The sequence below is a fragment of the Aureibaculum luteum genome, assembly GCF_003449015.1.
GTDB lineage: Bacteria > Bacteroidota > Bacteroidia > Flavobacteriales > Flavobacteriaceae > Aureibaculum > Aureibaculum luteum.
In genome coordinates, this window is record NZ_QRGD01000002.1 from 391,121 (window position 1) to 416,488 (window position 25,368).

The 25,368-nt window shown below is 30.1% G+C and carries 30 protein-coding genes; 22 read left to right on the plus strand and 8 right to left on the minus strand.

All coding sequences use genetic code 11. The features are described 5' to 3' along the window. Positions 1–2 precede the first annotated feature (2 nt). From ablB to D3P13_RS06890, 4 genes are all read left to right on the plus strand, one after another. On the plus strand, positions 3–863 hold the full coding sequence (gene ablB / locus D3P13_RS06875; RefSeq protein ID WP_157972850.1) for a putative beta-lysine N-acetyltransferase: 861 nt from the start codon (positions 3–5) through the stop codon (positions 861–863). Positions 864–874: 11 nt separating this feature from the next. Beyond that, complete coding sequence (locus D3P13_RS06880; RefSeq protein WP_117881215.1) at positions 875–1,066, plus strand: hypothetical protein; 192 nt, start codon at positions 875–877, stop codon at positions 1,064–1,066. A gap of 231 nt (positions 1,067–1,297) precedes the next feature. Continuing rightward, entirely contained in the window at positions 1,298–2,026 is a 729-nt protein-coding gene (locus tag D3P13_RS06885; RefSeq protein WP_117880577.1) for a class I SAM-dependent methyltransferase, read from the plus strand. Then, positions 2,023–2,718, plus strand: coding sequence for a ZIP family metal transporter (locus D3P13_RS06890; protein ID WP_117880578.1), 696 nt, complete (start codon positions 2,023–2,025; stop codon positions 2,716–2,718). The genes D3P13_RS06885 and D3P13_RS06890 overlap by 4 nt, the downstream gene beginning before the upstream one ends. Positions 2,719–2,859: 141 nt before the next feature. On the opposite strand, the gene D3P13_RS06895 is transcribed toward D3P13_RS06890, so the two are convergent. Next, positions 2,860–5,052 carry an ATP-dependent DNA helicase RecQ gene (locus tag D3P13_RS06895; protein WP_117880579.1) on the minus strand — a complete coding sequence of 731 codons (2,193 nt, stop codon included), beginning with the start codon at positions 5,050–5,052 and terminating at the stop codon, positions 2,860–2,862. An 82-nt stretch (positions 5,053–5,134) separates the two neighbouring features. Between D3P13_RS06895 and D3P13_RS06900 the strand changes: the two genes are divergently transcribed. The 3 genes from D3P13_RS06900 to lptB all read left to right on the plus strand — a co-directional run bounded on the left by D3P13_RS06900 (position 5,135) and on the right by lptB (position 7,786). After that, positions 5,135–6,100: a KpsF/GutQ family sugar-phosphate isomerase gene (locus D3P13_RS06900; protein WP_117880580.1), complete on the plus strand. Its 966-nt coding sequence runs from the start codon at positions 5,135–5,137 to the stop codon at positions 6,098–6,100. Between the two features lies 1 nt (position 6,101). Next, positions 6,102–6,929 (plus strand): twin-arginine translocase subunit TatC, encoded by an 828-nt coding sequence (gene tatC / locus D3P13_RS06905; protein ID WP_117880581.1) that lies wholly within the window; start codon positions 6,102–6,104, stop codon positions 6,927–6,929. Between the two features lie 113 nt (positions 6,930–7,042). Continuing rightward, positions 7,043–7,786 (plus strand): LPS export ABC transporter ATP-binding protein, encoded by a 744-nt coding sequence (gene lptB / locus D3P13_RS06910; RefSeq protein WP_117880582.1) that lies wholly within the window; start codon positions 7,043–7,045, stop codon positions 7,784–7,786. 84 nt (positions 7,787–7,870) lie between these two features. Here the strand turns inward: lptB and D3P13_RS06915 are convergent, their stop codons facing one another. Continuing rightward, on the minus strand, positions 7,871–8,752 hold the full coding sequence (locus tag D3P13_RS06915) for an alpha/beta hydrolase (RefSeq protein ID WP_117880583.1): 882 nt from the start codon (positions 8,750–8,752) through the stop codon (positions 7,871–7,873). Positions 8,753–8,772: 20 nt separating this feature from the next. Here D3P13_RS06915 and D3P13_RS06920 point away from each other — a divergent pair, with 20 nt between their 5' ends. After that, entirely contained in the window at positions 8,773–9,393 is a 621-nt protein-coding gene (locus D3P13_RS06920; RefSeq protein WP_117880584.1) for an L-threonylcarbamoyladenylate synthase, read from the plus strand. Here D3P13_RS06920 and D3P13_RS06925 read toward each other — a convergent pair. Beyond that, the gene (locus D3P13_RS06925; RefSeq protein ID WP_117880585.1) at positions 9,388–10,026 is read right to left on the minus strand and encodes a hypothetical protein; all 639 of its coding nucleotides are present in this window, start codon (positions 10,024–10,026) and stop codon (positions 9,388–9,390) included. The two genes, D3P13_RS06920 and D3P13_RS06925, sit on opposite strands and share 6 nt — an antisense overlap. A 2-nt stretch (positions 10,027–10,028) precedes the next feature. Beyond that, positions 10,029–10,523 carry an RNA polymerase sigma factor gene (locus D3P13_RS06930; protein ID WP_117880586.1) on the minus strand — a complete coding sequence of 165 codons (495 nt, stop codon included), beginning with the start codon at positions 10,521–10,523 and terminating at the stop codon, positions 10,029–10,031. Between the two features lie 103 nt (positions 10,524–10,626). Between D3P13_RS06930 and D3P13_RS06935 the strand changes: the two genes are divergently transcribed. The 5 genes from D3P13_RS06935 to D3P13_RS06955 are packed head-to-tail and all read left to right on the plus strand — an operon-like array spanning position 10,627 to position 15,038. Further along, complete coding sequence (locus D3P13_RS06935; protein ID WP_117880587.1) at positions 10,627–11,529, plus strand: MerR family transcriptional regulator; 903 nt, start codon at positions 10,627–10,629, stop codon at positions 11,527–11,529. Positions 11,530–11,578: 49 nt separating this feature from the next. Beyond that, positions 11,579–13,063: a phytoene desaturase family protein gene (locus tag D3P13_RS06940; RefSeq protein ID WP_117880588.1), complete on the plus strand. Its 1,485-nt coding sequence runs from the start codon at positions 11,579–11,581 to the stop codon at positions 13,061–13,063. 4 nt (positions 13,064–13,067) lie between these two features. Continuing rightward, entirely contained in the window at positions 13,068–13,904 is an 837-nt protein-coding gene (locus D3P13_RS06945; RefSeq protein WP_117880589.1) for a phytoene/squalene synthase family protein, read from the plus strand. Beyond that, the gene (locus tag D3P13_RS06950) at positions 13,905–14,354 is read left to right on the plus strand and encodes a sterol desaturase family protein (RefSeq protein WP_117880590.1); all 450 of its coding nucleotides are present in this window, start codon (positions 13,905–13,907) and stop codon (positions 14,352–14,354) included. Beyond that, positions 14,355–15,038, plus strand: a complete 684-nt coding sequence (locus D3P13_RS06955; protein ID WP_117880591.1) for a lycopene cyclase domain-containing protein — start codon at positions 14,355–14,357, stop codon at positions 15,036–15,038. Between the two features lie 65 nt (positions 15,039–15,103). Here the strand turns inward: D3P13_RS06955 and D3P13_RS06960 are convergent, their stop codons facing one another. After that, the gene (locus D3P13_RS06960) at positions 15,104–15,697 is read right to left on the minus strand and encodes a fasciclin domain-containing protein (protein WP_117880592.1); all 594 of its coding nucleotides are present in this window, start codon (positions 15,695–15,697) and stop codon (positions 15,104–15,106) included. A gap of 190 nt (positions 15,698–15,887) precedes the next feature. On the opposite strand from D3P13_RS06960, the gene D3P13_RS06965 reads away from it, so the two are divergent. The 9 genes from D3P13_RS06965 (at position 15,888) to D3P13_RS07005 (ending at position 22,082) form a co-directional block, all read left to right on the plus strand. Then, positions 15,888–17,309 (plus strand): SDR family oxidoreductase, encoded by a 1,422-nt coding sequence (locus D3P13_RS06965; protein ID WP_117880593.1) that lies wholly within the window; start codon positions 15,888–15,890, stop codon positions 17,307–17,309. 62 nt (positions 17,310–17,371) lie between these two features. Further along, positions 17,372–17,794, plus strand: coding sequence for a 6-pyruvoyl trahydropterin synthase family protein (locus tag D3P13_RS06970; RefSeq protein WP_117880594.1), 423 nt, complete (start codon positions 17,372–17,374; stop codon positions 17,792–17,794). Further along, positions 17,757–18,458 (plus strand): GTP cyclohydrolase I FolE, encoded by a 702-nt coding sequence (gene folE, locus D3P13_RS06975; RefSeq protein WP_117880595.1) that lies wholly within the window; start codon positions 17,757–17,759, stop codon positions 18,456–18,458. Before D3P13_RS06970 ends, folE begins: the two co-directional genes overlap by 38 nt. Positions 18,459–18,574: 116 nt before the next feature. Then, positions 18,575–19,258 carry an SDR family NAD(P)-dependent oxidoreductase gene (locus D3P13_RS06980; protein WP_117880596.1) on the plus strand — a complete coding sequence of 228 codons (684 nt, stop codon included), beginning with the start codon at positions 18,575–18,577 and terminating at the stop codon, positions 19,256–19,258. 4 nt (positions 19,259–19,262) lie between these two features. Then, a complete protein-coding gene (locus D3P13_RS06985; RefSeq protein WP_117880597.1) occupies positions 19,263–19,724 on the plus strand; it encodes a TspO/MBR family protein in 462 nt (153 codons plus the stop codon). A gap of 10 nt (positions 19,725–19,734) precedes the next feature. Then, positions 19,735–19,905 (plus strand): Lacal_2735 family protein, encoded by a 171-nt coding sequence (locus D3P13_RS06990; protein ID WP_117880598.1) that lies wholly within the window; start codon positions 19,735–19,737, stop codon positions 19,903–19,905. Then, a complete protein-coding gene (locus D3P13_RS06995; protein ID WP_117880599.1) occupies positions 19,906–20,379 on the plus strand; it encodes an SRPBCC family protein in 474 nt (157 codons plus the stop codon). Beyond that, positions 20,366–21,661 carry a cryptochrome/photolyase family protein gene (locus D3P13_RS07000; protein ID WP_117880600.1) on the plus strand — a complete coding sequence of 432 codons (1,296 nt, stop codon included), beginning with the start codon at positions 20,366–20,368 and terminating at the stop codon, positions 21,659–21,661. The genes D3P13_RS06995 and D3P13_RS07000 overlap by 14 nt, the downstream gene beginning before the upstream one ends. A gap of 1 nt (position 21,662) precedes the next feature. Next, a complete protein-coding gene (locus D3P13_RS07005; RefSeq protein ID WP_117880601.1) occupies positions 21,663–22,082 on the plus strand; it encodes a DUF2141 domain-containing protein in 420 nt (139 codons plus the stop codon). Positions 22,083–22,110: 28 nt separating this feature from the next. On the opposite strand, the gene D3P13_RS07010 is transcribed toward D3P13_RS07005, so the two are convergent. The 3 genes from D3P13_RS07010 to D3P13_RS07020 form a co-directional block, all read right to left on the minus strand. Further along, positions 22,111–22,779: a hypothetical protein gene (locus D3P13_RS07010; RefSeq protein ID WP_117880602.1), complete on the minus strand. Its 669-nt coding sequence runs from the start codon at positions 22,777–22,779 to the stop codon at positions 22,111–22,113. A 28-nt stretch (positions 22,780–22,807) separates the two neighbouring features. After that, the gene (fabV, locus tag D3P13_RS07015; protein WP_117880603.1) at positions 22,808–23,995 is read right to left on the minus strand and encodes an enoyl-ACP reductase FabV; all 1,188 of its coding nucleotides are present in this window, start codon (positions 23,993–23,995) and stop codon (positions 22,808–22,810) included. Between the two features lie 95 nt (positions 23,996–24,090). Beyond that, positions 24,091–25,359 (minus strand): adenylosuccinate synthase, encoded by a 1,269-nt coding sequence (locus tag D3P13_RS07020; protein WP_117880604.1) that lies wholly within the window; start codon positions 25,357–25,359, stop codon positions 24,091–24,093. Positions 25,360–25,368 lie beyond the last annotated feature (9 nt).

The window sequence follows — 25,368 nt, forward strand, 5'->3', positions numbered from 1 at the left end:
AAATGAAAATAAATAGAATGAATTTTGATATTCTCGAAGAAATTGAAGGAACACTTATCCATCATGGTACGGTAAATAACAGGGTTTACTTTATGGGTTTTAAATATACTAATTTTGATAAAATCATAACGAATGTAAACCGATTAGCAAATAAGAAGAAGTACGATAAAATTATTGGCAAAGTACCAGAAAGTGGATTACAACAATTTCTAATGAATGGCTTTAAGGTTGAGGCAAAAATTCCAAATTTATATAAAGATGCTACAGGATATTTTATTTCTGAATATTTGAATGAAAAACGAGAATATTGTAGTCTGAATACAATGAAAATAATTGAATCAGTAAAAAAAATTGCGTTAGCAGCTACTTTAGATAATCAAAATAAGAACTTGCCTTTAGCATATGATTTAAGAAAATTGGAATCAAAAGATTTAGAAAGATTGAGTGATTTAAATAAATTATCTTTTAAAACCTATGCTTTTCCTATATGGGAAATAGAATATCTTAAAGAATGTTTACAAAATAATTATGAGTTTTATGGAGCTTATAAAGACTCTAAATTAGTGATTTCTGCTATGGTGAAAATTGATAAGAAAGAATCTAATGCAGAAGTTATTGATTTTGCCATACACCCTAATTATAGAGGTCAAAATTTATCGTTTTATATCATGAACAAAATAAAAGAAGCGATTATTGGAAAAGGATTGAATACACTATATGCTATTGTAAGATCAACTTCTTATGGGTTGAATATAACCTTTGCAAAACAAGGTTTTATTCCGGGAGGCACATTAATTAACAATACGTTGGTAGAAAACACCCTTGAAAGTATGAATGTTTGGTATTTAAATTTAAATAAATAAAATTATAAATGATGAAATTAATATATGTAAAACGGAGCACAAAAACAGAAATACGTTATACAAAAAAAATGGGTCAGTTAAAATCTAGAGTTACTTATATAAAAAAATATGCCTTGGGCTTTCCGATAAAAATAGTACATAAATATAGAGAAACTTATTACGGTAAAGTCAAAGATTGTGAAGATATAGTTTTGTCGAAATAACATGTAGCTTTTAATTGTAAGAATTATGTATTATCAGTACTTGGTTTATTTTTAAGTAAAATTCTTTTTACTATATGATGCCTATAAAAATGTGTAAGTTATTGAAGAATGGAGAACTCTTATTTTAATGTTTAAGGTACAGCATGAAAATAATTCAAAGAGGCATGTCAAATATTAAAATTGAAACTTGTAACCTAAAAGCAATTCCTTACTTTTGCTTTTTTAATAGTTATGAAAGAAAAACAGGAGTGGTTTAAAGATTGGTTTGACACAAAGTATTATCATATTTTGTATCAAGATAGAAATGATGATGAAGCACAAAACTTTATGAAACATCTCATTTCTTTTTTAAAATTGGAAAAGAATAGCAAAATTTTAGATTTACCGTGTGGAAGAGGAAGACATTCGGTTTTTTTAAATCAATTGGGTTATAATGTAATTGGTGCTGACCTTTCAGAAAACAGTATCGTTTTTGCAAAACAGTTTGAAAACGAATCATTACATTTTAAAATTCACGATATGCGTGATTCATTTGAAACAAAATTTGATGCTATTTTCAATTTATTTACAAGTTTTGGATATTTCGACGATGCAGAAACAAATATTCAAGTTTTAAAGAATTTAAAAAACGGATTAAAAGAAAATGGATTGTTGGTTATTGATTTTTTGAATGTTGATTATGTTAAAAAACACATAGTTTACAAGGAGTCTGTGTCGCGAAACAATATTGATTTTGATATTAGTAGAACTGTTGATGGCAATGCCATAATTAAAGATATTCGCTTTTTTGCTGATGGCAGAGATCATCATTATACGGAAAAAATTAAATTTTTACCTCTTGAAACATTAAAGGAATACTTTATAACTGCTGGTTTGCATTTGAAACACACTTTTGGATCGTATGCACTTGAAGATTTTGATGTTGAAAATTCAAGCCGCTTAATACTACTATTAGAATGAGTTTTATAGCTTTAATTTTATCTGTTTTAATTGGTGTTCTCGTTGTTGTTTCATTAAAGCCAAGTACTAAAATAATTCAACTTTTTTTATCATTCAGTGGTGCGTACTTATTATCTATGACGGTACTGCATTTATTACCAGAGGTATTTGAATCGCATAAAGAAGACGTTGGTGTATATATCCTGATAGGAATTTTAATACAAACTATTTTAGAATATTTTTCGAAAGGGGCGGAGCATGGTCATATTCACGTTCACAACCATTCTCATATTAAAAAAGTACCATGGTTATTGTTTTTGAGTTTATGTATTCATTCTTTTTTGGAAGGAATTCCACTTAATTTAGCTCAAAACAATTTACTATTGTGGGCAATTGTTATTCATAAAATACCGGTAACCATTGTGCTAACCGTTTTTTTATTACAATCTACATTGTCAAAAAAGTTGATTTACACCTTTGTTATCTTATTTGCACTGATGAGCCCAATGGGCCTGTTATTCAGTTCAAATATTACATTTTTTGAAAATTATCACACGCAGATAACGGGTATAATAATTGGAGTTTTCTTACATATTGCCACGGCAATATTATTCGAAAGTTCTCAAAATCATCAATTTAATATCCGCAAGTTCATCGCAGTGTTGTTAGGGTTTATAGTAGCTTTTTTAGGAACTCAATTAGGAGGTCATTGAAGAATTAAAAAAGATAGACAAATTGAATGTATAATTGTTTAGTCTAATTTACTTAATTACAAATAAAAAAAGCTCATGAAGTAATTCAAGAGCTTTTTAGTTTTTATTTCTATTAATGTGTACTTGTATTTTTTTGATTAATTAATTAGCAACTTCACTTATAAATTTAATTCGCATTAGGCGTAATTCTTCTTCGTCATAATCGCCATCAAATTCATCAAGAGCTTCTTGTATTTTATCGGTATCAGCTTCCATAAAATAATCATGAATTTCTTCTTGCTGATCTTCATCAAGTAAATCGTCTAAACTATAGTTGATATTTATTTTAGTACCTGAATAAACAATTCGTTCCATCTCTTTAGTAAGCTCAATCATGGTTAAACCCTTAGATTTTGCGATATCAATTAATGGAAGTTTTCTATCAGTATTTTGTATAATAAATAATTTTAAAGCGGAATTAACACCTGTTGTTTTTACGATAAGATCATCAGGTCTAGTAATGTCATTATCGGTAACATAACGCTGAATTAAGTCTACAAATTCTTTACCGTATTTTTTTGCTTTACCTTCACCTACACCATGTACATTAGCTAATTCTTCTAAGTCTATGGGGTACTTCATGGTCATGTCTTCCATCGAAGGATCTTGAAAAACAGCAAATGGTGGTACATTTTTACGTTTACCCACTTTTTTACGCAAATCCTTTAACATAGACATCAGCTGTTGGTCAACAACGGCTCCAGATGCTTTACTATTTGTTATGATGTTGCTATTATCTTCATCTCCATAAAAATGATCTTCAGTCATCATAAATGACGTTGGGTTTTCAATATAATCTAAACCTTTTTGTGGAAGTTTTAGTACACCATATTGCTCAATTTCTTTGGTTATAAACCCAGCCACTAAAACTTGACGAATTAAAGCCATCCAAAATACGCCTTCTTTATTTTTTCCTACTCCGAAATAAGTCTGTTCATCCGTTCTTCGCGATTTTAATAAAGCATTTGACCTTCCTATTAAAGTGTTAACCACCTCTTTAGATTTGTATTCTTCTTTTGTATCCCTAATAGTTTCTAATAATATTTTAACTTCATTTTTAGCCTCTATTTTCTTTTTTGGATTTCTAACATTATCATCCATATCGGCTCCGTCTCCATTTTTCTCATCAAATTCTTCTCCAAAATAGTGCAATAAAAATTTACGACGAGACATTGAAGTTTCCGCATAAGAAACCACCTCCTGCAGTAAGGCATGACCAATTTCTTGCTCGGCAACAGGTTTACCAGACAAGAATTTTTCTAATTTTTCAATATCCTTATAGGCATAAAAAGCAAGACAATGACCTTGGCCACCATCTCTACCACCTCTTCCTGTTTCTTGATAATAACTTTCTAAACTTTTAGGAATATCATGGTGTATTACAAAACGAACATCCGGTTTATCTATCCCCATTCCAAAAGCAATAGTAGCAACTACAACATCGACATCTTCCATCAAAAACATATCTTGATGTTTGGCTCTGGTTTTACCATCTAAACCTGCATGATAAGGCACAGCCTTTATCCCATTAACGATGAGCACATTTGCTATCTCTTCAACTTTTTTTCTACTTAGACAGTAAATAATTCCTGACTTGTCTTTAAAATCTCGAACAAATCTGATAATATCTTTTTCTACGTCTTTAGTTTTCGGCCTTATTTCATAATATAAATTAGGTCGGTTAAAAGAAGCTTTATAAGTTGTAGCATCTGTAATGGCTAAATTCTTTAAAATATCTTCTTGAACTTTTGGAGTTGCCGTAGCGGTGAGTCCTATAATAGGAACATCATCTATACGTTCAATTATTTTTTTAAGATTTCTATATTCAGGTCTAAAGTCATGTCCCCATTCAGAAATACAATGGGCTTCATCAATAGCTACAAAGGATATTTTTTGAGTTTTTAAAAAATCAATGTATTCCTCTTTCGTTAAAGATTCTGGAGCTACATATAACAATTTTGTTACGCCTGATTTTATATCATTCATTACCCGTGCAACATCTCCTTTATTTAAAGAGGAATTTAGCACATGGGCAATACCTTCATCTTCTGAAATACCTCTTATGGCATCTACTTGATTCTTCATCAAAGCGATTAAAGGAGATACTACAATTGCAGTACCTTCTTGTATTAATGCCGGTAGCTGATAACATAAAGATTTACCGCCACCAGTAGGCATTATAACAAAGACATCTTCCTTATTTATAATACTTCTAATAACTTGCTCTTGTAAACCTTTAAATTTGGTGAATCCAAAATATTGTTTTAAGGCGTCGTGTAAGTTTAAATTTGTCACTCTTTTTATTATTTATCTATAATTTTAGATACATTTGCAACTAAAGATACTACTTTATTTTTATATACTAATAATTTCCATTTTGAATACTAAAAAAGATATTTTAGAAATTGCCAAAAATAGTATTACTATCGAAAGTAAGGCGATAGCGAATTTAATAAATTTTTTGAACAAAGATTTCGAAAATGCTGTTAAATTTATTCTTAAATCGAAAGGTCGCGTTATTGTTACAGGAATTGGCAAAAGTGCCAATATTGCCACAAAAATAGTCGCAACGTTAAATTCAACAGGAACACCGTCTATATTTATGCACGCGGCAGATGCTATACATGGAGATTTAGGTATTGTACAAAAAGATGATATCGTTATCTGTATTTCAAAAAGTGGTAATACACCAGAAATAAAAGTGTTATTACCGTTAATAAAAGATTCAAAAAATAAAATTATTGCAATTACAGGTAATTTAGAATCATATTTGGCAATGCAAGCCGATTTTGTTTTAAACTCTTTTGTTGAACAAGAGGCTTGTCCGAACAACTTGGCACCAACAACCAGTACTACTGCCCAGTTGGTTATGGGTGATGCTTTGGCCATTTGTTTGTTGGAAATGAAAGATTTTACGAGTAAAGATTTTGCAAAATATCACCCTGGCGGAACATTGGGTAAAAGATTATATCTTAGAGTTTCTGATTTGATAGAGAAAAATACAAAGCCTATTGTAAAACCAGATGATTCTATTACAACCGTAATTATTGAGATTTCTGAAAAGCGATTAGGAGCTACGGCTGTAATTGAAAATGGTGCTATAATCGGTATAATTACAGATGGTGATATAAGAAGAATGCTTAGAAATAATAATAACTTTACGCACTTGACTGCAAAAGAAATTATGGGTAAAAATCCAAAAGTTATCGGTTCAGATGCTATGGCTGTTGCGGCATTAAATATTATGGAGAGCAATAATATTACACAATTATTGGTTGCAGATGGCGAAGAATATAAAGGAGTAGTACATTTACATGATTTAATAAAAGAAGGTATAATTTAAGATGGCGAAGAAAAAGACTAAAGAACAAAAGGAAATGTCTTTCTTAGACCATCTTGAAGTACTGAGGTGGACTTTAGTGAGATCAACATTAGCGGTACTTGTAATGAGTTCTATCGCTTTTTTAATGAAATCATTTATTTTTGATGTGATTATTTTTCTTCCCAAAGACCCTCAATTTATTACGTATAGGTTTTTATGTGATCTTTCACAAAGGTTTGGTACCGATGGTTTGTGTATTGATGAAATACCTTTTATAGTTCAAAGTAGAACCATGGCAGGGCAGTTTTCTGCTCATATTTGGACGTCAATTACGGTAGGGTTTATTGCGGCGTTTCCATTTATTTTATGGGAAATTTGGAAATTTATAAAGCCAGCATTGTATGTAAAAGAAAGGAAACATGCCCGAAGTTTTATTATAATATCTTCGTTATTGTTCTTTTTAGGTGTATTATTTGGTTACTATTTAATAACACCGTTGTCTATAAACTTTTTAGGTTCTTATAGAGTTTCTATGCAAGTGGAGAATAATACTGATATAAGTTCATATATTGGTTTGTTAAGAGCTTCGGTATTAGCCGCAGGTTTAATTTTTGAAATGCCTGTTATTATCTATTTTCTTGCAAAAATGGGAATAGTAACTCCTGAGTTTTTGAGAAAATATAGAAAGTATGCCATTGTTGTGTTACTTTTATTAGCGGCAATTATTACACCACCAGATGTTGTTAGTCAATTTATTGTGGCAATACCTATGGCAATTTTGTATGAAGTAAGTATTGTTATAGCTAGTGTAATGGCACGAAAAGCAAGAAAGAGGGCCGCTAAGGGTTAGTTTTTTTTCGTAAAATCTGATAAGGTCGAAAGGGAACGGTTAGAAAATTAAGATACCAATGGATGTAAAAAGCATTGTTTTAAATGATAAATAAAAATTATTAAATTAAGCTAATGATTTTAAGAGCGGAGAATATTGAAAAAACTTACGGTAGTAGAAAGGTTGTAAAAGGCATCTCGTTACAAGTAGAACAAGGTGAAATTATCGGTTTACTAGGTCCAAATGGAGCAGGCAAAACCACCTCTTTTTATATGATTGTAGGAATGGTAAAACCTAACGAAGGCAGAATATTTTTAGACAACGAAGATATTACAGATGATTCGATGTATAAACGTGCTCAAAAAGGAGTAGGCTATTTAGCTCAAGAAGCATCCGTATTTAGAAAACTTTCTGTAGAAGATAATATACTTTCCGTTTTACAATTTACAAAATTGTCTAAAAGGGAACAAAAGGAAAAATTAGAATCGCTCATTGAAGAATTCAGTCTAGGTCATGTCAGAAAGAATAGAGGTGATTTACTGTCAGGTGGAGAACGTCGTAGAACAGAAATTGCTCGAGCATTAGCATCTGACCCAAACTTTATATTATTAGATGAACCTTTTGCCGGTGTAGATCCAATCGCAGTTGAAGACATTCAAAGTATTGTTTCTCATTTAAAAGACAGAAATATAGGTATTTTAATCACCGATCATAATGTACAAGAAACGCTTGCTATTACTGATAAAACCTATTTGATGTTTGAAGGTGGTATTCTTAAAGAAGGAACACCAGAAGAATTGGCTGCAGATGAAATGGTAAGAAAAGTGTATTTAGGCGAGAGTTTTGAGTTGAAAAAGGTGAAACAGAAAATGAAATAAAATTCGTAATTCAAAAAGATTATTAATTTTTACGATTACATTTTCAGTAGCCTTTAAACAAATTAAAACTTTAGTTTTATAGCGTTAAAAGTTTGCCTGAATAAAAGCTCTTAGCTTTACAGTAGTGTCTAATAAATTTGCACCTTCCCAACCGTGACCTTCACCACTATAAAGAGTGAATTCATTGGTCACTCCAAGTTCATCTAATTTGGCATGCATATCTATTCCTTGAGAAGAGGGAATTAAAGGATCTTCATCACCATAAAATAATAGTGTAGGTGGAGCATCTTCAGTAACCACATGGTAAGGACTATTAGCTATATAAAATTGTGAATTTTGTTCAAAACTTACTCCTGTAATTGTTTGTATTTGTAAGGCTAAAAACAAATAAGTAAGCTCCGTTGGGTTCACATAAGCGTTATCCGTAAAATTTGTTGGTCCTACAATACTACAAACCATTTCAACATCTTTATTTGTATCATATGAATAACTATAAAGCATTCCTAAATGTGCACCGGCACTTGTACCAATAAAAGCATAATTATTAGCTATTTGATATTCATCCTTTTTTGCTTTTAATTGTGCTATTACGGCTTTAATATCATCAATTTGCATTGGAAACGGGCTATTACCTTGAGATGCCAAACGATAATTTATATTAACAATAGCATAATTTGGTGATTCTTGTTGTAATTCAGGTATAAAATCTTTCATATCCTTTTTGTCACCTTCAACCCAACCGCCTCCATGCACTAAAATAAATACTTTTGTTGCTTGTGTTGTTCTCCCTTTTGGAAGATAAATGTCGTATTTTTGCTCTTCATGATCACCATAAGAAACATCTATTATTTCAGACTTTTCTAATTCAATTTCGGCATTAGGAGTGTCATCAGTACAAGAAATAAATAAAAGTAATAGTGCAGAAATGGAAAATGTTATTATTATTTTATTAATTTTATACTGCATAATTGTAGTTTTATTTTAAAATGGCTCAATTCATAAAAATATACAACGAAAACCCAAACCCTAAGGAAATCAGCAAGGTAGTTGAAGTTCTTAGAAAAGGAGGTTTAATTATTTACCCTACAGATACCATTTACGGCTTAGGATGTGATATTACTAACGCCAAAGCAATGAGTAAAATTGCACGCATAAAAGGGATTAAATTAGAGAAAGCGAACCTTTCATTTATTTGTAACGATTTAAGTCATTTGTCTGATTACGTAAAACAGATTAATACACCAACTTATAAAATTTTAAAAAGGGCATTACCTGGTCCTTATACGTTTGTATTACCAGGTAATAATAATTTACCAAAAGCTTTTAAGAATAAAAAAACGGTGGGTATTAGAGTTCCAGATAATAATATAATCCGTGAAATAGTTAAGGAATTAGGTAATCCAATTGTTTCAACATCTATTCGTGATGATGATGATGTTATTGAATATACTACTGACCCTGAATTAATTTTTGAGAAATGGCAGAAATTAGTAGATATTGTTATTGATGGAGGCTATGGTGATAACCAACCATCAACTGTCATCGATTTATCTGAAGATGAAATAGAAGTAATTAGAGAGGGTAAAGGAAGTTTAGATATTTTATAAAGCAACATCATTACTAACCAATTCCTTATAATTTCTATTTAGTTTCTTCAATAAAAAGCCATATATCAACTGATAAAACAACCAAAATAGTACTACCATAACTAAGGTGATAATTACAGATAATACCCATACAACAAGCATGTTGGTGTCTTGAGGTAATTGTTCTAGAAAATTTTCAGAATGAAAAATTTTATAAAATAGAATGGATGAAATTACAGGTATTAATGCTAAATTAAACCATATATAATACTTCACAATTTTTCTAGTTTTTAAAATGTTTTGCAACAATAACTTTGAACTTACGTTGGTAGCAATGGTTTTATAATTCTTGTAAAACAAGTAGATAAAGTATATGATTACTACATAATAAAAAACATAAAAAGATTTTATATAATAGGATTTCATAAAAGTAGATAAACCCAAATTTTCCAATTCTTCTGCCGAACCCATTTTTCCCGTAAATAATGATATAAGTATCGGAACTACCAGTTCTAAAACACTAATTATAAAAATCCACTTTACAATGGAAGATGATTTTTTATGAATAATTTTGGATAGTGCGTCTTTAGATAATCTAGGGTTGACACTATCTTGCCTTTTCCAATCTTTTTTTAATAAATCTAGTTGATCCATATTTACGGATTAAGTATGTTTTTTAATTTAGTTTTTACTCTATTCATTTTTACTCTAGCATTTACTTCACTAATTCCCATCATTTCAGAAATTTCTTTATAATTCTTTTCTTCTAAGTAAAGTAGTACTAAAGCTTTATCAATATCAGATAATTGATAAATAGCTTTGTATAATAATTTTAATTGCTCTTCTTCGGTATCATCATAATCAACAGACTCAATTTTGTGTAAAACAGAATCAAAATCTTGTGTTTTAATTGAGCGTTTCGATTTTCTATATATGGTTATAGCCGTATTTAATCCAACTCTATACATCCAAGTACTAAACTTAGAATCTCCTCTAAATTTGGGATAGGCCTTCCATAACTGAATACTGATTTCTTGAAACAAATCATTATGAGCATCTTTATTATTGGTATATATCCTACATACCTTATGCACTATATTTTGATTTTCTTCTAAATCTGAAATAAATTTTAGCTCTAATTCTTTGTTCACTGGTGGTTAATTTCAAGGTATTAGTAGTACAAAATAACGTTTTGTTACAAGATTCTTTATTAATAAATAAAAAAACGTACATTTGTTTCACAATAACCTAATTATGTTAAACAATATTAAAACTAAATTTTCTATTAAGGACTTAGAAAATTTCACAGGAATTAAACCCCATACCATTAGAATTTGGGAAAAAAGATATAATCTACTTGAGCCTTCTAGAACAGATACCAATATAAGATACTATGATGGCGATAATTTTGTGAAATTATTAAACATCAATTTATTATATAATAATGGTTTTAAAATTTCTAAAATTGCTGATTTCTCGGATGATGTATTGCTCTTGAAAGTTAAAGAATTGACTACTGATAAGGCGTTGGAAGACGGAGTTATAAATGAATTTAAGATTGCAATGCTCAATTTTGATGCCGTTTCATTTAATGAAGCTTACAATAAATTATTAGCATATAAATCTTTTCGAGAAATATTTTTAGAAGTATTTATTCCTTTGTTAATTCAAATAGGATTTTTATGGCAGCATAAATCTATAAAACCAGTACATGAACATTTTGTTTCAAATTTGATTATGCAAAAAATACAGTCAAATATTGAACGAAGTCAGGTAACAAGTTTTAAAGAAAATGAAAAGACGTATGTATTATTTTTACCCATGAAAGAAATACATGAATTAGGACTTTTGTATTTGCATTACGAATTGATTTTACGTGGTTATCATTCAATTTACTTAGGTCAAAATATTGCTATTGATGCAGTACAAGACATAAAACCTTTATATAATAATGTTCAGTTTATTTCCTATTTTACAGTTGAACCTAATGAAAATAATATTGGACAATATTTAGAAGACATCAATGAGAAGTTGCTGAAAGGAACAGATAATAATTTTTGGTTTTTAGGAAGGAAATCTTCACAATATGAAAATTCAAAATCTTACTCACAAATTGAGGCCATTGGTTCACTCGTGCAAGCCTTAGATAAAATATAAATAATATAATTTTGTTTTGTTTAATAAAATTGTATATTTGTTAAACAATATGAAAAACAAAATTATTATTATTGGATCAGGCTTTTCTTCATTAGCGGCCTCTTGTTATCTAGCTAAGGCGGGCTATTCCGTTACTATTTTAGAGAAAAATGAAATGGTTGGGGGTAGAGCGAGAGTGTTCGAAAAAGACGGTTTTAAATTTGATATGGGACCCTCTTGGTATTGGATGCCAGACGTTTTTGAAAGTTTTTTCGCTGATTTTGAGCATAAAGTGTCAGATTATTATGATTTGAGTAAATTAAGTCCTGCTTATCAGGTCTACTTCAATACATCAGATAGTATAAAAATATCAGATAATTTAAATGATATTAAAAAGACTTTTGATGAAATTGAACCAGGAAGTTCTAAATATCTTCAAGATTTTATAGATTCTGCTAAATTTAATTATGAAGTAGCCATAAAGGATTTGGTTTATCAACCAGGGGTTTCTATTGCTGAACTAATAACTCCAGTTACTATAAAAAGAGTCAATCAGTTTTTTACAAGTATTAGAAAAAAGGTTAGAAAAAAAATAAAGAACCAAAAGTTGATACAAATATTGGAGTTTCCAGTACTATTTTTAGGGGCTAAGCCTAGTAATACACCTTCTTTTTATAATTTCATGAATTATGCCGATTTTGGTTTAGGAACCTGGCATCCAAAGGGTGGTATGCATGAAGTTATTAAAGCTATGACAAATCTTGCAACCAGTTTAGGCGTAGAGATAAGAAAAAATAGCAATGTTTCAAAAATTGTAGTTGAAGATGGTAAAACAATAGGAGTCCAAGTAGATAATTTGCTTTTAAAAGCAGATGTTGTTTTAAGTGGGGCAGATTATAATCATACAGAAACGTTGTTAGATAAACCATACCGTCAGTATTCTGAAAAGTATTGGGATAAAAAAGTATTAGCCCCATCTTCTTTATTATTTTATGTAGGTTTTGATAAAAAAATAAAAGAAGTATGTCATCACACCTTATTTTTTGATTCTGATTTTGATAAACATGCAGTTGAAATTTATGACAAACCTTCTTGGCCAGAAAAACCGTTATTCTATGCCAATTTTCCAAGTTTAACAGACCCTTCATTTGCACCAGAAAATAAAGAAGCAGGCTTCTTTTTGATTCCAATAGCTCCTGGTATTGAAGATACTCCAGAAATTCGTGAAAAATATTTCAATCATATTATGGATAGGTTTGAAAAATTAACCAATCAAAGTGTAAAAGAACATATTCTATTTAAAAAATCGTACTGCATAAAAGAGTTTAAAGAAGATTATAATTCTTATAAAGGGAATGCTTACGGTTTGGCAAATACGCTTACTCAAACAGCTTTTTTAAGACCGAAACTAAAAAGTAAAAAAGTAAGTAATTTATTTTTTACAGGGCAATTAACCGTTCCTGGACCTGGTGTTCCACCAGCATTAATATCAGGTAAAATAGTATCAAGTTTAATACAAAAACATTACCCTTTAGTTGACCACCTAAAACAATAAGCTTATGGATAATTTATTTAATACCGTTTCAGTAGGGTGTAGCAAATTAGTTACAAAATCTTACAGTACATCATTTACATTGGCGGTAAAAATGCTAGCACCCTCAATAAGAGATGCGATTTATAGCATTTATGGTTTTGTGCGTTTTGCAGATGAAATTGTAGATACATTTCATGAGTATAATAAAGCAAATTTACTGGAAGAATTTGAACAAGATTATTATAAAGCATACCATGAAGGTATTAGTTTAAATCCCATTTTAAATGCTTTTCAACTCACCGTAAAAAAATATAATATTGATGATGATTTGGTGCAATCCTTTTTAAAAAGTATGCGACTGGATTTAACCAAGCATAATTACGATAAAAATGAATATGAAGATTATATTTATGGTTCGGCAGATGTTGTAGGGCTTATGTGCTTAAAAGTTTTTGTAAAGGGAGACTTAAACAAATTTAATGAACTAAAAAAATCGGCAATGCGATTGGGTTCAGCATTTCAAAAGGTTAATTTTTTAAGAGATTTGAAGGATGATATAGAAGTTCTAGATAGATCTTATTTTCCTAATATTGATATTCACAATTTAGATAATATTTCGAAATTGGAAATAATAGCAGAAATAGAGGAGGATTTTAAAATCGCATATCAAGGTATAAAAAACCTCCCCAATGAAGCTAAATTTGGTGTTTACACATCTTATATTTATTATAAATGTTTATTAAATAAATTAAAAAGAACCCCAAGTAAAAAAATAATGAATACTAGAATACGAGTTTCTAATCCTCGTAAGGTTAGCTTATTAGCACAATCTTTTGTAACTTACAAATTGAATTTAATGTAAATGATAGTTTTAAAATTCATATTAATAACACTGGTTACTTTTCTATGTATGGAAGCGGTAACATGGATAACGCATAAGTTTGTCATGCACGGTTTTATGTGGTATTTTCATGCAGATCATCATCAACCTAAATATGAAAACACTTTTGAAAGAAATGATATTTTCTTTGTCATATTTGCCATACCTAGTATTTTGCTTTTTTATTTTGGGGTTGATGGTGGTGTAAATTATTTATTTTTTATTGGTCTGGGGGTACTATTATATGGTATCTCTTATTTTCTAGTACATGATGTACTCATTCATCAAAGGTTTAAATGGTTTAAGAAAACCAAAATTAAATATTTAATAGGACTGAGAAAAGCCCATAAAGTACATCATAAACATCTTGGAAAACAAGAAGGAGAATGTTTTGGTATGTTGCTTGTTCCATTTAAATATTTTAAGATATAAATGTCACTTTACCTACTTTTAAATTTAGCGTCTTTTAGCATTCCATTTTTATATAGTTTTGAAAAACGAATGCATTTTATTCAATGGTGGAAAGAAGTCTTTTTATCCATTGTAATTGTGGCTACATTTTTTATCATTTGGGATATCATCTTTACCATGAATGGTGTTTGGGGATTTAATGAGGATTATTTGATTGGTATTAATGTATTTAGTTTACCAATTGAAGAATGGCTTTTTTTTATTTGTATTCCGTACGCTAGTTTATTTATCCATTATGCATTCAAACATTTCTTTCCAACTATATCTATACCCAAAAGAATTTCTAATTTTATAACCATTAGCTTGATAATGGTGTTATTAATTGTAGCATTATTGAATTTTAATAAGGCCTATACATTTTATAATTATATATTTTTAAGTGCCTTATTAATTTATAGTTATCTTACTAAGAATAAAGAATTACCAATATTTTATATAACTTTTTTAATTATTCTAATTCCATTTGTAATTGTAAACGGAATACTTACTGGAACTTTTATAGATGAACCTGTAGTGTGGTATAACAATAGTGAAAATTTAGGAATTAGATTAGGTACCATTCCCATTGAAGATGCGGGGTATGCTTTTACAATGCTTTTTGGTAGTATTGTGTTGATCGAATTGTTCAAGAAGAAACGATTATAATAAAATAAAATCGCCACCAGCGTTTTAAGGCTGATGACGATTTCGCTATCAAAAAAACCAACCTATTATTTAGGCATAACTACTGAATCTATTGCATGTATAACGCCATTTGACGCAGCAACATCAGTCATAATAATAGAGGAAACATTTCCACCTTCGTCAGTTAAGATAACATTATCACCACTCATAGAGGCGATAAGATTACCACCTTGCACTGTAGGTATAGAAAAAGTACCATCATTATCATTAATGGCTTTTACAACATCTGCAGCCATAAATTTACCTGCAACCACGTGATACGTTAAAAGAGATGTTAAAGCATCTTTACTTTCAGGTTTTAATAGACCTGCAACAGTACCTTCAGGTAATTTATCAAAAGCAGCATTAACGGGTGCAAAAACTGTAAATGGCCCATCGCCATTTAGTGTTTCAACTAAATCGGCAGCTTTAACCGCTGCTACTAAAGTTGAAAAGTCTTCGTTAGCAGCTGCAACGCCAACAATAGTCGGAGTTTTTTTAATGGCTTCTTTTTCTGTAACATTTTCAGATGTTACTTCTTTTGTTTCATTTTGCACATTTTCTTTTTTAGTCTCCGCACAGGCAGTGCTAAAAATAAATCCGGTCATGGCAAAAGCAATCATTAAATTTCTAGTTCTCATAATATTATTGTTTAAGTTTAAGAAAAGATAATTAAACAAAAAATACAATTTAATATATTATGTTTAAAGTTATGTTAAAAAACTTAAACACAATACTAATAATGTTGTATCTTGCTCTTAATATATAATAGGTGTAAGATTAATCAGATGAGCACTATCGTAAATTTTTAAATAGTTTTAAAATAATAATATGAAAATTTTAATCACAGGTACAACAGGTTATATCGGTAAACGCTTAATAGCTCTCCTGTTGGAATTAGATCATCAATTAGTATGCTGTGTTAGAGATATAGGAAGGGTTCCTGAGGTTGTTAAGAAAAACAAAAGCATTTCATTAATTGAGGTGGATTTTTTAAAAGAAAATACTTTAAAAGCAATTCCAAAAGATATTGATGTAGCTTATTATTTAATTCATTCTATGTCTTCTTCTTCCACAGATTTTGAAAAATTGGAAAAACAATGTGCTGCAAATTTTAAAAACCATATTGAAACTACCAATGCGAAACAAGTTATTTATCTCAGTGGTATTGTTAATGATAGTAATCTGTCAAAACATCTAGCTTCTAGAAAAGAAGTGGAAAACACCTTGCAATCAAAAATATATGCTCTAACAACGTTTAGAGCAGGAATAATTGTAGGTAGCGGAAGTGCTTCCTTTGAGATTATTAGAGATTTAGTTGAAAAATTACCTTTAATGATTGTTCCAAAATGGGTAAATACTAAATCACAATACATAGCAATACGTGATGTGTTGACTTTTCTTTCTAAGGCAATTGGAAAACAGGAATTGTACAATAAATCGTATGACATTTTTGGACCAGAAGTATTGACCTATAAAGAAATGATGTTGCGGTTTGCTGAAGTTCGTAAATTTAAACGATATATTTATTCTGTACCGGTAATGACACCAAAATTATCATCTTATTGGTTGTATTTTATAACTGCCACGTCTTATAAATTGGCAATTAGTTTGGTAGATAGTATGAAAGTAGAAGTTATTGGAATTGATAGTGATATAAATGAAATGTTGGGGGTTAACCCGATAACTTACAAGGAGGCGGTTCAAAAAGCCTTTATAAAAATAGAGCAGAACAGTAGTGTTTCAAGTTGGAAGGACTCTTTTGTAAGTGGAAGGTTTAATAAGAAATTATCACAATATATAGAAGTGCCTCAGTATGGTTGCTTTAAGGATATTAAAAAAAGGGAAGTAAAAAATGAAACTAGAACTCTAGAAAAGATCTGGTCTATAGGTGGTAATAACGGATGGTACTATGGTAATTTTCTTTGGAAAATGAGAGGATATCTAGATAAAATATCTGGCGGAATAGGCTTAAGACGTGGTAGAACCCATCCAACCAAATTAAGTGCTGGAGATGCTCTCGATTTCTGGAGGGTTTTGTATGCTAATAAAAAGGAGAAGCGTTTATTACTTTATGCAGAAATGAAATTACCTGGAGAAGCTTGGCTAGAGTTTGTTATTATTGAGAACATATTATACCAACGGGCCGTTTTTAGACCTAAAGGTTTATTAGGACGATTATATTGGTATGCAGTAGCTCCTTTTCATGGATTTATTTTTAATGGAATGATATCTCGTCTAATTAATAATTAACATTTTCTTAATAATCTTTCGTTAATAATGTTTAACTTTGCAATATAAAAGTTAAACAGAAAATGTTAAAACAACAATATAAAACTTCTATAGTAAGAAAGGAACATTTTAATGCAGCCCATAGGCTAAACAACGTCCATTGGAGCCAAGAAAAAAATAGCGAAGTTTTTGGTAAATGCAATAACCCAAATTATCATGGTCATAATTATGAACTAGAAGTTAAAGTAATTGGCTTTTGCGATCCAGAAACTGGATATGTCATAGATACTAAAATATTGTCCGACATCATAAAAAATGAAGTGTTAGAAAAATTGGATCATAAGAATTTAAATTTAGATGTTATAGAATTTAAAGAGCTGAATCCTACTGCTGAAAATATTGCCAGAGTAATTTTTACATTATTAAGAAAAAATTTAGATAAAAAATTAGATTTAAAAATTAAACTATATGAAACATCAAGAAACTTTGTTGAATACCCTGCTTAGTGAAAATCACCTTCATAATTTTTCTGATCATGAAATAGGTGATGACCATTTGTATACTGGTTTGGAAACTCCACTTACGGCGGATGCGTTTAGTATTTCTGATAGCGAAAAAAAGGAAAAAATAGCCTATTTATTTCAAGAAATAATGAAGGTAATGGGACTAGATCTTAATGATGATTCGCTAAAAGGTACACCTAATAGAGTGGCCAAAATGTATATTGATGAAATATTTTCAGGATTAAATCCTAAAAATAAACCTAAAATTGCTTTGTTTGATAACAAGTATCAATACAATCAAATGTTAGTTGAAAAAAACATTACTTTTTATTCTAATTGTGAACATCACTTTGTACCTATTATTGGAAGAGCTCATTTGGCTTATGTTTCATCGGGTAAGGTTATTGGTTTATCAAAATTAAACAGAATAGTTCAATATTTTGCAAAAAGACCACAGGTACAAGAGCGATTAACGAATCAGATAGCAAATGAATTGGTAACTATTTTAGAAACTGAAGATGTGGCTGTTATAATAGATGCCAAACATTTATGTGTATCTTCTAGAGGTATTCAAGACGATACCTCAAGTACAGTTACGAGCTTTTATGGAGGAGTATTTAAATCACCGTCTAAAATTGCAGAATTACAGAATAGTATTAACAATTAAAAACGTCATAATTATTGGTCTCTTATAATGGGATGATAATAAAGCAACATGTTTTATGATTAATAATCTTCATTAAAAATAATATTGAAGTTTATTAGTAAAATAAAAGGTAGCGAATGAAAACAATTATAATTATCGGAGGAAGTAAAGGGATAGGAAACGCTATTGTTAAAACTTTAATAGACAATTTTAAAATTATAAATATTAGCAGAAGTCCATCTCAAATTAATCATAATAATTTTAGTCAATTCCAATGCGATGTTTTGGAAGATGAATTACCAGAAATTGAGGTAGCAGATTCACTAATTTATTGTCCAGGAAGTATCAACTTAAAGCCAATTTCAAAATTAAGTATTGATGATTTTAAAGATGATTTTAACATTAATGTAATTGGTGCGGTAAAGGTGATACAAAAATACCTACCGCAATTAAAAAAAGGTAATGCACCTTCAATAGTACTGTTTAGTACCGTTGCTGTAAAATTAGGTATGCCATATCATGCAAGTATTGCGACAGCCAAGGGTGGAGTGGAAGGCCTTGTTAAATCTCTAGCAGCTGAATTGGCACCGACAGTGCGAGTAAATGCAATTGCACCTACAGTAACAGATACAGGTTTGGCTGATAAATTATTGAGGAATGATAACATGAAAGAAAAAATGATAGAAAGACATCCTCTAAAAAAATACTTAGACCCAAAAGAAGTGGCAACCATGGCTGAGTTTTTAATATCAGAAAAAACGGCTTCTATATCAGGACAAATATTTGAGATGGATTGTGGTATTGTAACGCTAAAATTATAGACCAATGAAATTTAATATATTAGTTGTCATTTTCTTAGTTATAAATTTTGGTGCATTAGCCATTGGTAGTTGGTTAATGAATAATGGACCACAAACCGAATGGTATATAGGATTGAATAAAGCACCGTGGACACCACCAGGTTGGGTTTTTGGAGCTGCCTGGACTATTATAATGATTTGTTTCTCAATTTATATGGCTCAGTTATATACCAATGAGAATACAGGGAAAGTTATCATTTTATTTATTTTTCAAGTAGTACTAAATGTGAGTTGGAACTATGTTTTTTTTAACCAACATGCAGTTAGCTTAGCCCTAATCATAATTTCTTTACTCACAATATTAATATTTTATTTTTTAATCGCTTATTACAGTAAGTTACAATTGATAAGTTTATTGCTATTACCTTATGTTATTTGGCTTGCTATAGCCACATCACTAAACTATTATATATACACAAACAATTAAAAATCATATTATGTTCAACCTTTTTAAGAAACAATCACCATTAGATAAGCTAAATGATAAGTATAAAAAGCTTTTAGCAGCTTCTCATCGATTATCGGCTACAAACCGTAAGGAAAGTGATCGTAAATATGCGGAAGCGGATGAAGTATTAAAACAAATTGAAGCATTAAATAAACAGTAAATGGCATTTTATCAATTATTAAAGGAACAAAAGATTAATTGTACCATTGATGAGATATGGGATTTTATATCTTCACCAGCAAATCTTAAAGAAATAACACCTGATTATATGGGGTTTGATATTGTGTCAAAAAATCTTCCAGAAAAGATGTATCCAGGTATGATCATTTCATATAAAGTTAGTCCTCTTTTAGGAATAAAAACGCTTTGGGTTACGGAGATAACAAATGTGCGAGATAAACAATATTTTGTTGATGAACAAAGGGTTGGACCGTATTCATTATGGCATCATCAACATATCATTGAACCAATAGAAAATGGTGTTTTAATGAAAGATATTGTAAGTTACCAACCTCCATTTGGATTTTTAGGAGCCATTGCAAATACATTGATTATAAAAAATAAATTAAAAGAAATATTCGATTATAGAACAAAGGCAGTCGAAAAAAAATTCGGTATTTATGAAGAAAATTGAGATTTCAATCTTTTGGTATAGACGTGATTTACGTTTAGAAGATAATGTAGGTCTAAAAACAGCTTTGGAAAGTGGACTTCCAGTACTTCCGATATTTATTTTTGATGATGAAATTTTAGAAGATTTGCCTAAAAACGATGGAAGGCTTACTTTTATTTATACGTCATTGAGAAACATTCATCTAAAATTAAAAAATAAAAACAGTTCATTACTTATTAAAAAAGGAAACATAGCAGAAATTTGGAAAGCGTTAATAACTGAATATGATGTGAAAAAAGTTTTTTTTAATAGGGATTATGAACCTTATGCCATTAAAAGAGATCAAGAAATAACTACTTTTTTAGAATCAAAGAATATTGAAGTACGTAATTTTAAAGATCAAGTGATTTTTGAAAAAGATGAAATACTAAAAGGTGATGGAAAGCCATATACCGTTTATACGCCATATAAAAATAAATGGTTAGAAAAATTTAATCAGAGTCCTTTTACTGTAGAAGATGAGAACAATTTAGATTGGGATAGTTTTTATAATTATGAAACCCTTTTTCCTAGCTTAGAAACCATTGGTTTTGTAAAAAGTAAACAGAAAGTACAACCTGTTAATTTAAGTGTCATTTCAGATTATGATTTAAATAGAGATTATCCTGCAAAAAACGGGACCTCTTATTTATCACCTCACTTGAGATTTGGTACAATAAGTATCAGAAAATTTGTGATGATTGCTATGGAAAAGAATGCTGTTTTTTTAAGTGAACTTATTTGGAGGGAGTTTTTTATGCAGATATTATTTCAGTTTCCAAAAGTGGTAACTCATAATTTTAAATCTAAATATGATGGTATAAAATGGCGAGATAGTAAAGAAGATTTTAAACGATGGTGCGAAGGTAATACAGGATATCCTTTGGTAGATGCTGGTATGCGAGAACTAAATGAAACAGGATATATGCATAATAGGGTTCGTATGGTAACCGCAGGTTTTTTATGTAAGCACTTATTAATTGATTGGAGATGGGGTGAAGCTTATTTTGCTGAAAAATTATTGGATTATGAATTGTCTTCTAATAATGGTAATTGGCAATGGGCAGCCGGAACCGGTTGTGACGCTGCACCATATTTCAGGGTTTTTAATCCCGCCTTACAATTAAAAAAGTTTGATACAAATTTAGAATATACAAGAAAATGGATTCCTGAATTTGATTTAGGTTATGCTGAACCTATGGTAGATCATAAATTTGCTAGAGAAAGAGCATTATCTGCTTATAAAATAGGATTACAACAATAAAATGATATTCAAAAAATTAAGTATAATAATTATTGTATTCACTTCAGTGGTTTCATGGTCGCAATCTACTGTTAATCTAAAAGTTTATATTGAGGGGTTGAATTCTGATGAAGGAAAATTATTTGTTGCAATTTATGATCATCGAGATGATTTTTTGAAAAATCCATATCAAGGAGAAATTACAGAAATAATTAACGGAAAAGCAATTGTAGAATTTTTTCAATTACCGAAAGGCACTTATGCGATATCTTCTTTTCACGACGAAAACAATAATGGGTTATTAGATAAAAACTATTTTGGAATACCAAAAGAACCTAATGCTTGCAGTAATAATGCAAAATCCAGATTTGGACCACCTAAATATACGGATGCTAAATTTAACTTAGAGAAAGATGATACTTCCATTAAAATCTTATACTAGAGTAGATTTTAAGAAGATTCTCAAATAATTATATGGCTCCTTCAGAAATTAGCATTTTGATGTGACCGTCGTTACCAACTTTATATGCTGTATTAACAGTCTTTGTAAGAATTTGCTTTTCATCTTCAGGATCGAAACATGATTCATTATCAATGATATTAATAGTGTAATTTTCATCTATGGAAAACTGTCTATCCCAACTACAGTCGTAATTAATACCACCAGCAAGTATTAATTTATCAATGATTTTATTGTTTTCATCTATGGTTTGAAGTTCAAAATAGGGTAGGGTCTCTTGTTCTTCTGTATTTTGATAGGTAAATACTAAGACTTTGATGTCATTTATATTTGGCAGACGTGTATAAAAATAACCTTCACCTATATAAGGATAGTTTTCGCTATCTGTAATAAATAAATTTTCACTGTTTAAAAAAGTAGTGGAATCAGAAAAATAGGTATTTAGTTTGGCATTTTTGTCAATTAAATTCCTTCTTTCAAAAGACTCTAGAGTGTAATGATAATCCAAAATTGAATCTTTATCAAAGGCAAAAGAAAATGGTAATTCTTGAACAGAAATACTATCAAAATCATTTAAAGAAATAAGGTCTTTTACTTTTGGATCTAATTTATGTTGCTTTTTACAAGCTGCAAAAAATAAAAGTACAATTAGGGTTGCTACTAAACTCTTTTTAAGCATTATATTTTTGAAAATTTAGATTTTTATTTTATTGTAATCCAGGTATAGTTACCATTTCGTTAGTATCTTTTTCATAATCTATTCCGTCAAAATTAAAACCAAATAGATTGAAAAACTCGTCTTTATAACCATCTAAATCACCAATTTCAGGTAATAATTCAGTAGTTGCTTGTTTCCATAATTTAGCTACTTTTTCCTGAATATCATCACGCATTTCTAAATCATCAATTCGAATTCTTCCTTCGCTATCTACTGGAATTTCGTCAAGATATAACCGCTCGTTAAATAATCTATATATCTGTTCAATACATCCTTCCTGAAGGTTATTTTCTTTCATTACTTTATACAATAATGAAATATACAGCGGTATTACAGGAATTGCTGAACTTGATTGTGTTACTAAGGCTTTATTAACCGAAACAAAAGCTTTACCTTTTATGTCTTTCAAGGCATTAGTAATGGTGAAAGCTGTAGCTTCTAAATGATCTTTCGCTTTACCAATAGTACCTTTTCTATAAACAGGTTCTGTAAGTTTAGGACCAATGTATGAATAAGCTACTGTTTTAAAATTATCAGCAAGTAAATCTTCTTTCTTTAATTTGTCTATCCACATTTGCCAATCTTCACCACCCATAACGGTAACTGTATTTACAATATCTTCTTCGGTACAAGCTTCAATAGAAATTTCTTTAACCTCTCCGGTATGAAAATCCACTGTTTTATTTGTGTATGTATTTCCTATAGGTTTCAACGTAGATTTATAACGAACCCCAGTATCAGGATGTGTTCTAACTGGTGAAGCCAAACTATAAATTACCAAATCAATCTTACCTAGATCTTTTTTTATCAGTTGAGCAGTTTGCTCTTTAATTTCATTTGAAAATGCATCCCCATTGATACTTTTAGCATATAAACCTGATTTATGGGCTTCTTTCTCAAATGCAGCGGTATTATACCAACCAGAAGATGCTGTTCTTCCTTCTGCTGGTGGTTTTTCAAAAAACACACCAATAGTAGAAGCATTTTCTCCAAAAGCACTGGTTATACGTGATGCCAAACCAAAACCTGTAGAAGCTCCAATGACTAGTACATTTTTTGCACCATCAATAGGGCTTTTTGATTTTATATAATCGATTTGGTTCTGTACATTTTTTGCACATCCTTCAGGGTGAGAAGTGATACAAATAAATCCACGTGTTTTTGGTTGTATTATCATTCGTTTGGTTTTATTACATTATGGAAAATCATCACACATTTTTAAATTTAAAAATGAGTAGGATTATTATTATCCAAATGAGGTTTTAAAATATTTTATCTAAAAATAGTTTGTTTTCTGTCTGGTCCAACAGATACAATCTTAACAGGTACTTGCACTTCTTTTTCTATGAAATCAATATAATCAATTAAATTCTTTGGTAATTGATCGGCCGTTTCCATTCCCGTTAAATCTTCATCCCAACCTTTAAATTCAGTATAGTTTACACTAACGTTTTCAGGTTCTATATTGTAAGGTAAATGTGAAATTTCCTTGCCTTGATACGTATAAGAGGTACATACTTTTAAAGTGTCAAAACCTGAAAGTACATCACCTTTCATCATATTTAATTGCGTTACACCATTTATTTGAACAGCATATTTTAATGCCACTAGATCTAACCATCCACAACGGCGAGGTCTACCTGTAGTTGCTCCAAACTCATGACCAACTTTTGCCATGGTTTCACCATCTTTATCGAACAATTCTGTAGGAAAAGGACCAGAGCCTACACGGGTAGTATAGGCTTTAAAAATACCATATACTTCACCAATTTTATTAGGTGCAACACCTAAACCAGTACAAGCACCGGCTGCAGTAGTGTTTGAAGAAGTTACAAACGGATAGGTACCAAAATCTATATCTAATAAAGATCCTTGAGCACCTTCTGCCAAAATGGTTTTATTATTTTTCATAGCGTTGAATAAATATTCTTCACTATCAATAAAAGTCAATTGTTTTAATACATCAACAGCTTTACAGAATTGTTTTTCTAACTCTACAAGATCAAATTGAATATCAACTTCAAAATAATTAAGCATTTTTAAATGCTTTTCTGTCAACGCTTTGTATTTGTCTTTCCAATCTACTAATTCAAGATCGCCAACACGCATACCGTTTCTTCCGGTTTTGTCCATATAAGTTGGACCAATACCTTTTAAAGTAGAACCAATTTTCGCTTTACCTTTAGAAGTTTCTGAAGCCGCATCTAATAATCTATGTGTTGGTAAAATTAAATGGGCTTTTCTTGAGATAAACAACTTTGATTTAAAATCAATATTGTAAGGTGCAAGATTCTCTAATTCTTTTTGAAAAATTACAGGATCAATTACCACACCATTACCAACAATATTTATAGCTTTATCGTGGAAAATACCTGAGGGAATAGTGTGTAAAACATGTTTGTTTCCATCAAAAATTAAAGTATGTCCTGCATTTGGACCACCTTGAAAACGTGCTATGATGTCGTAATTTTTTGTAAGAACATCAACTATTTTACCTTTTCCTTCATCGCCCCATTGCAAACCGAGTAATAAATCAACCATTGTATATTA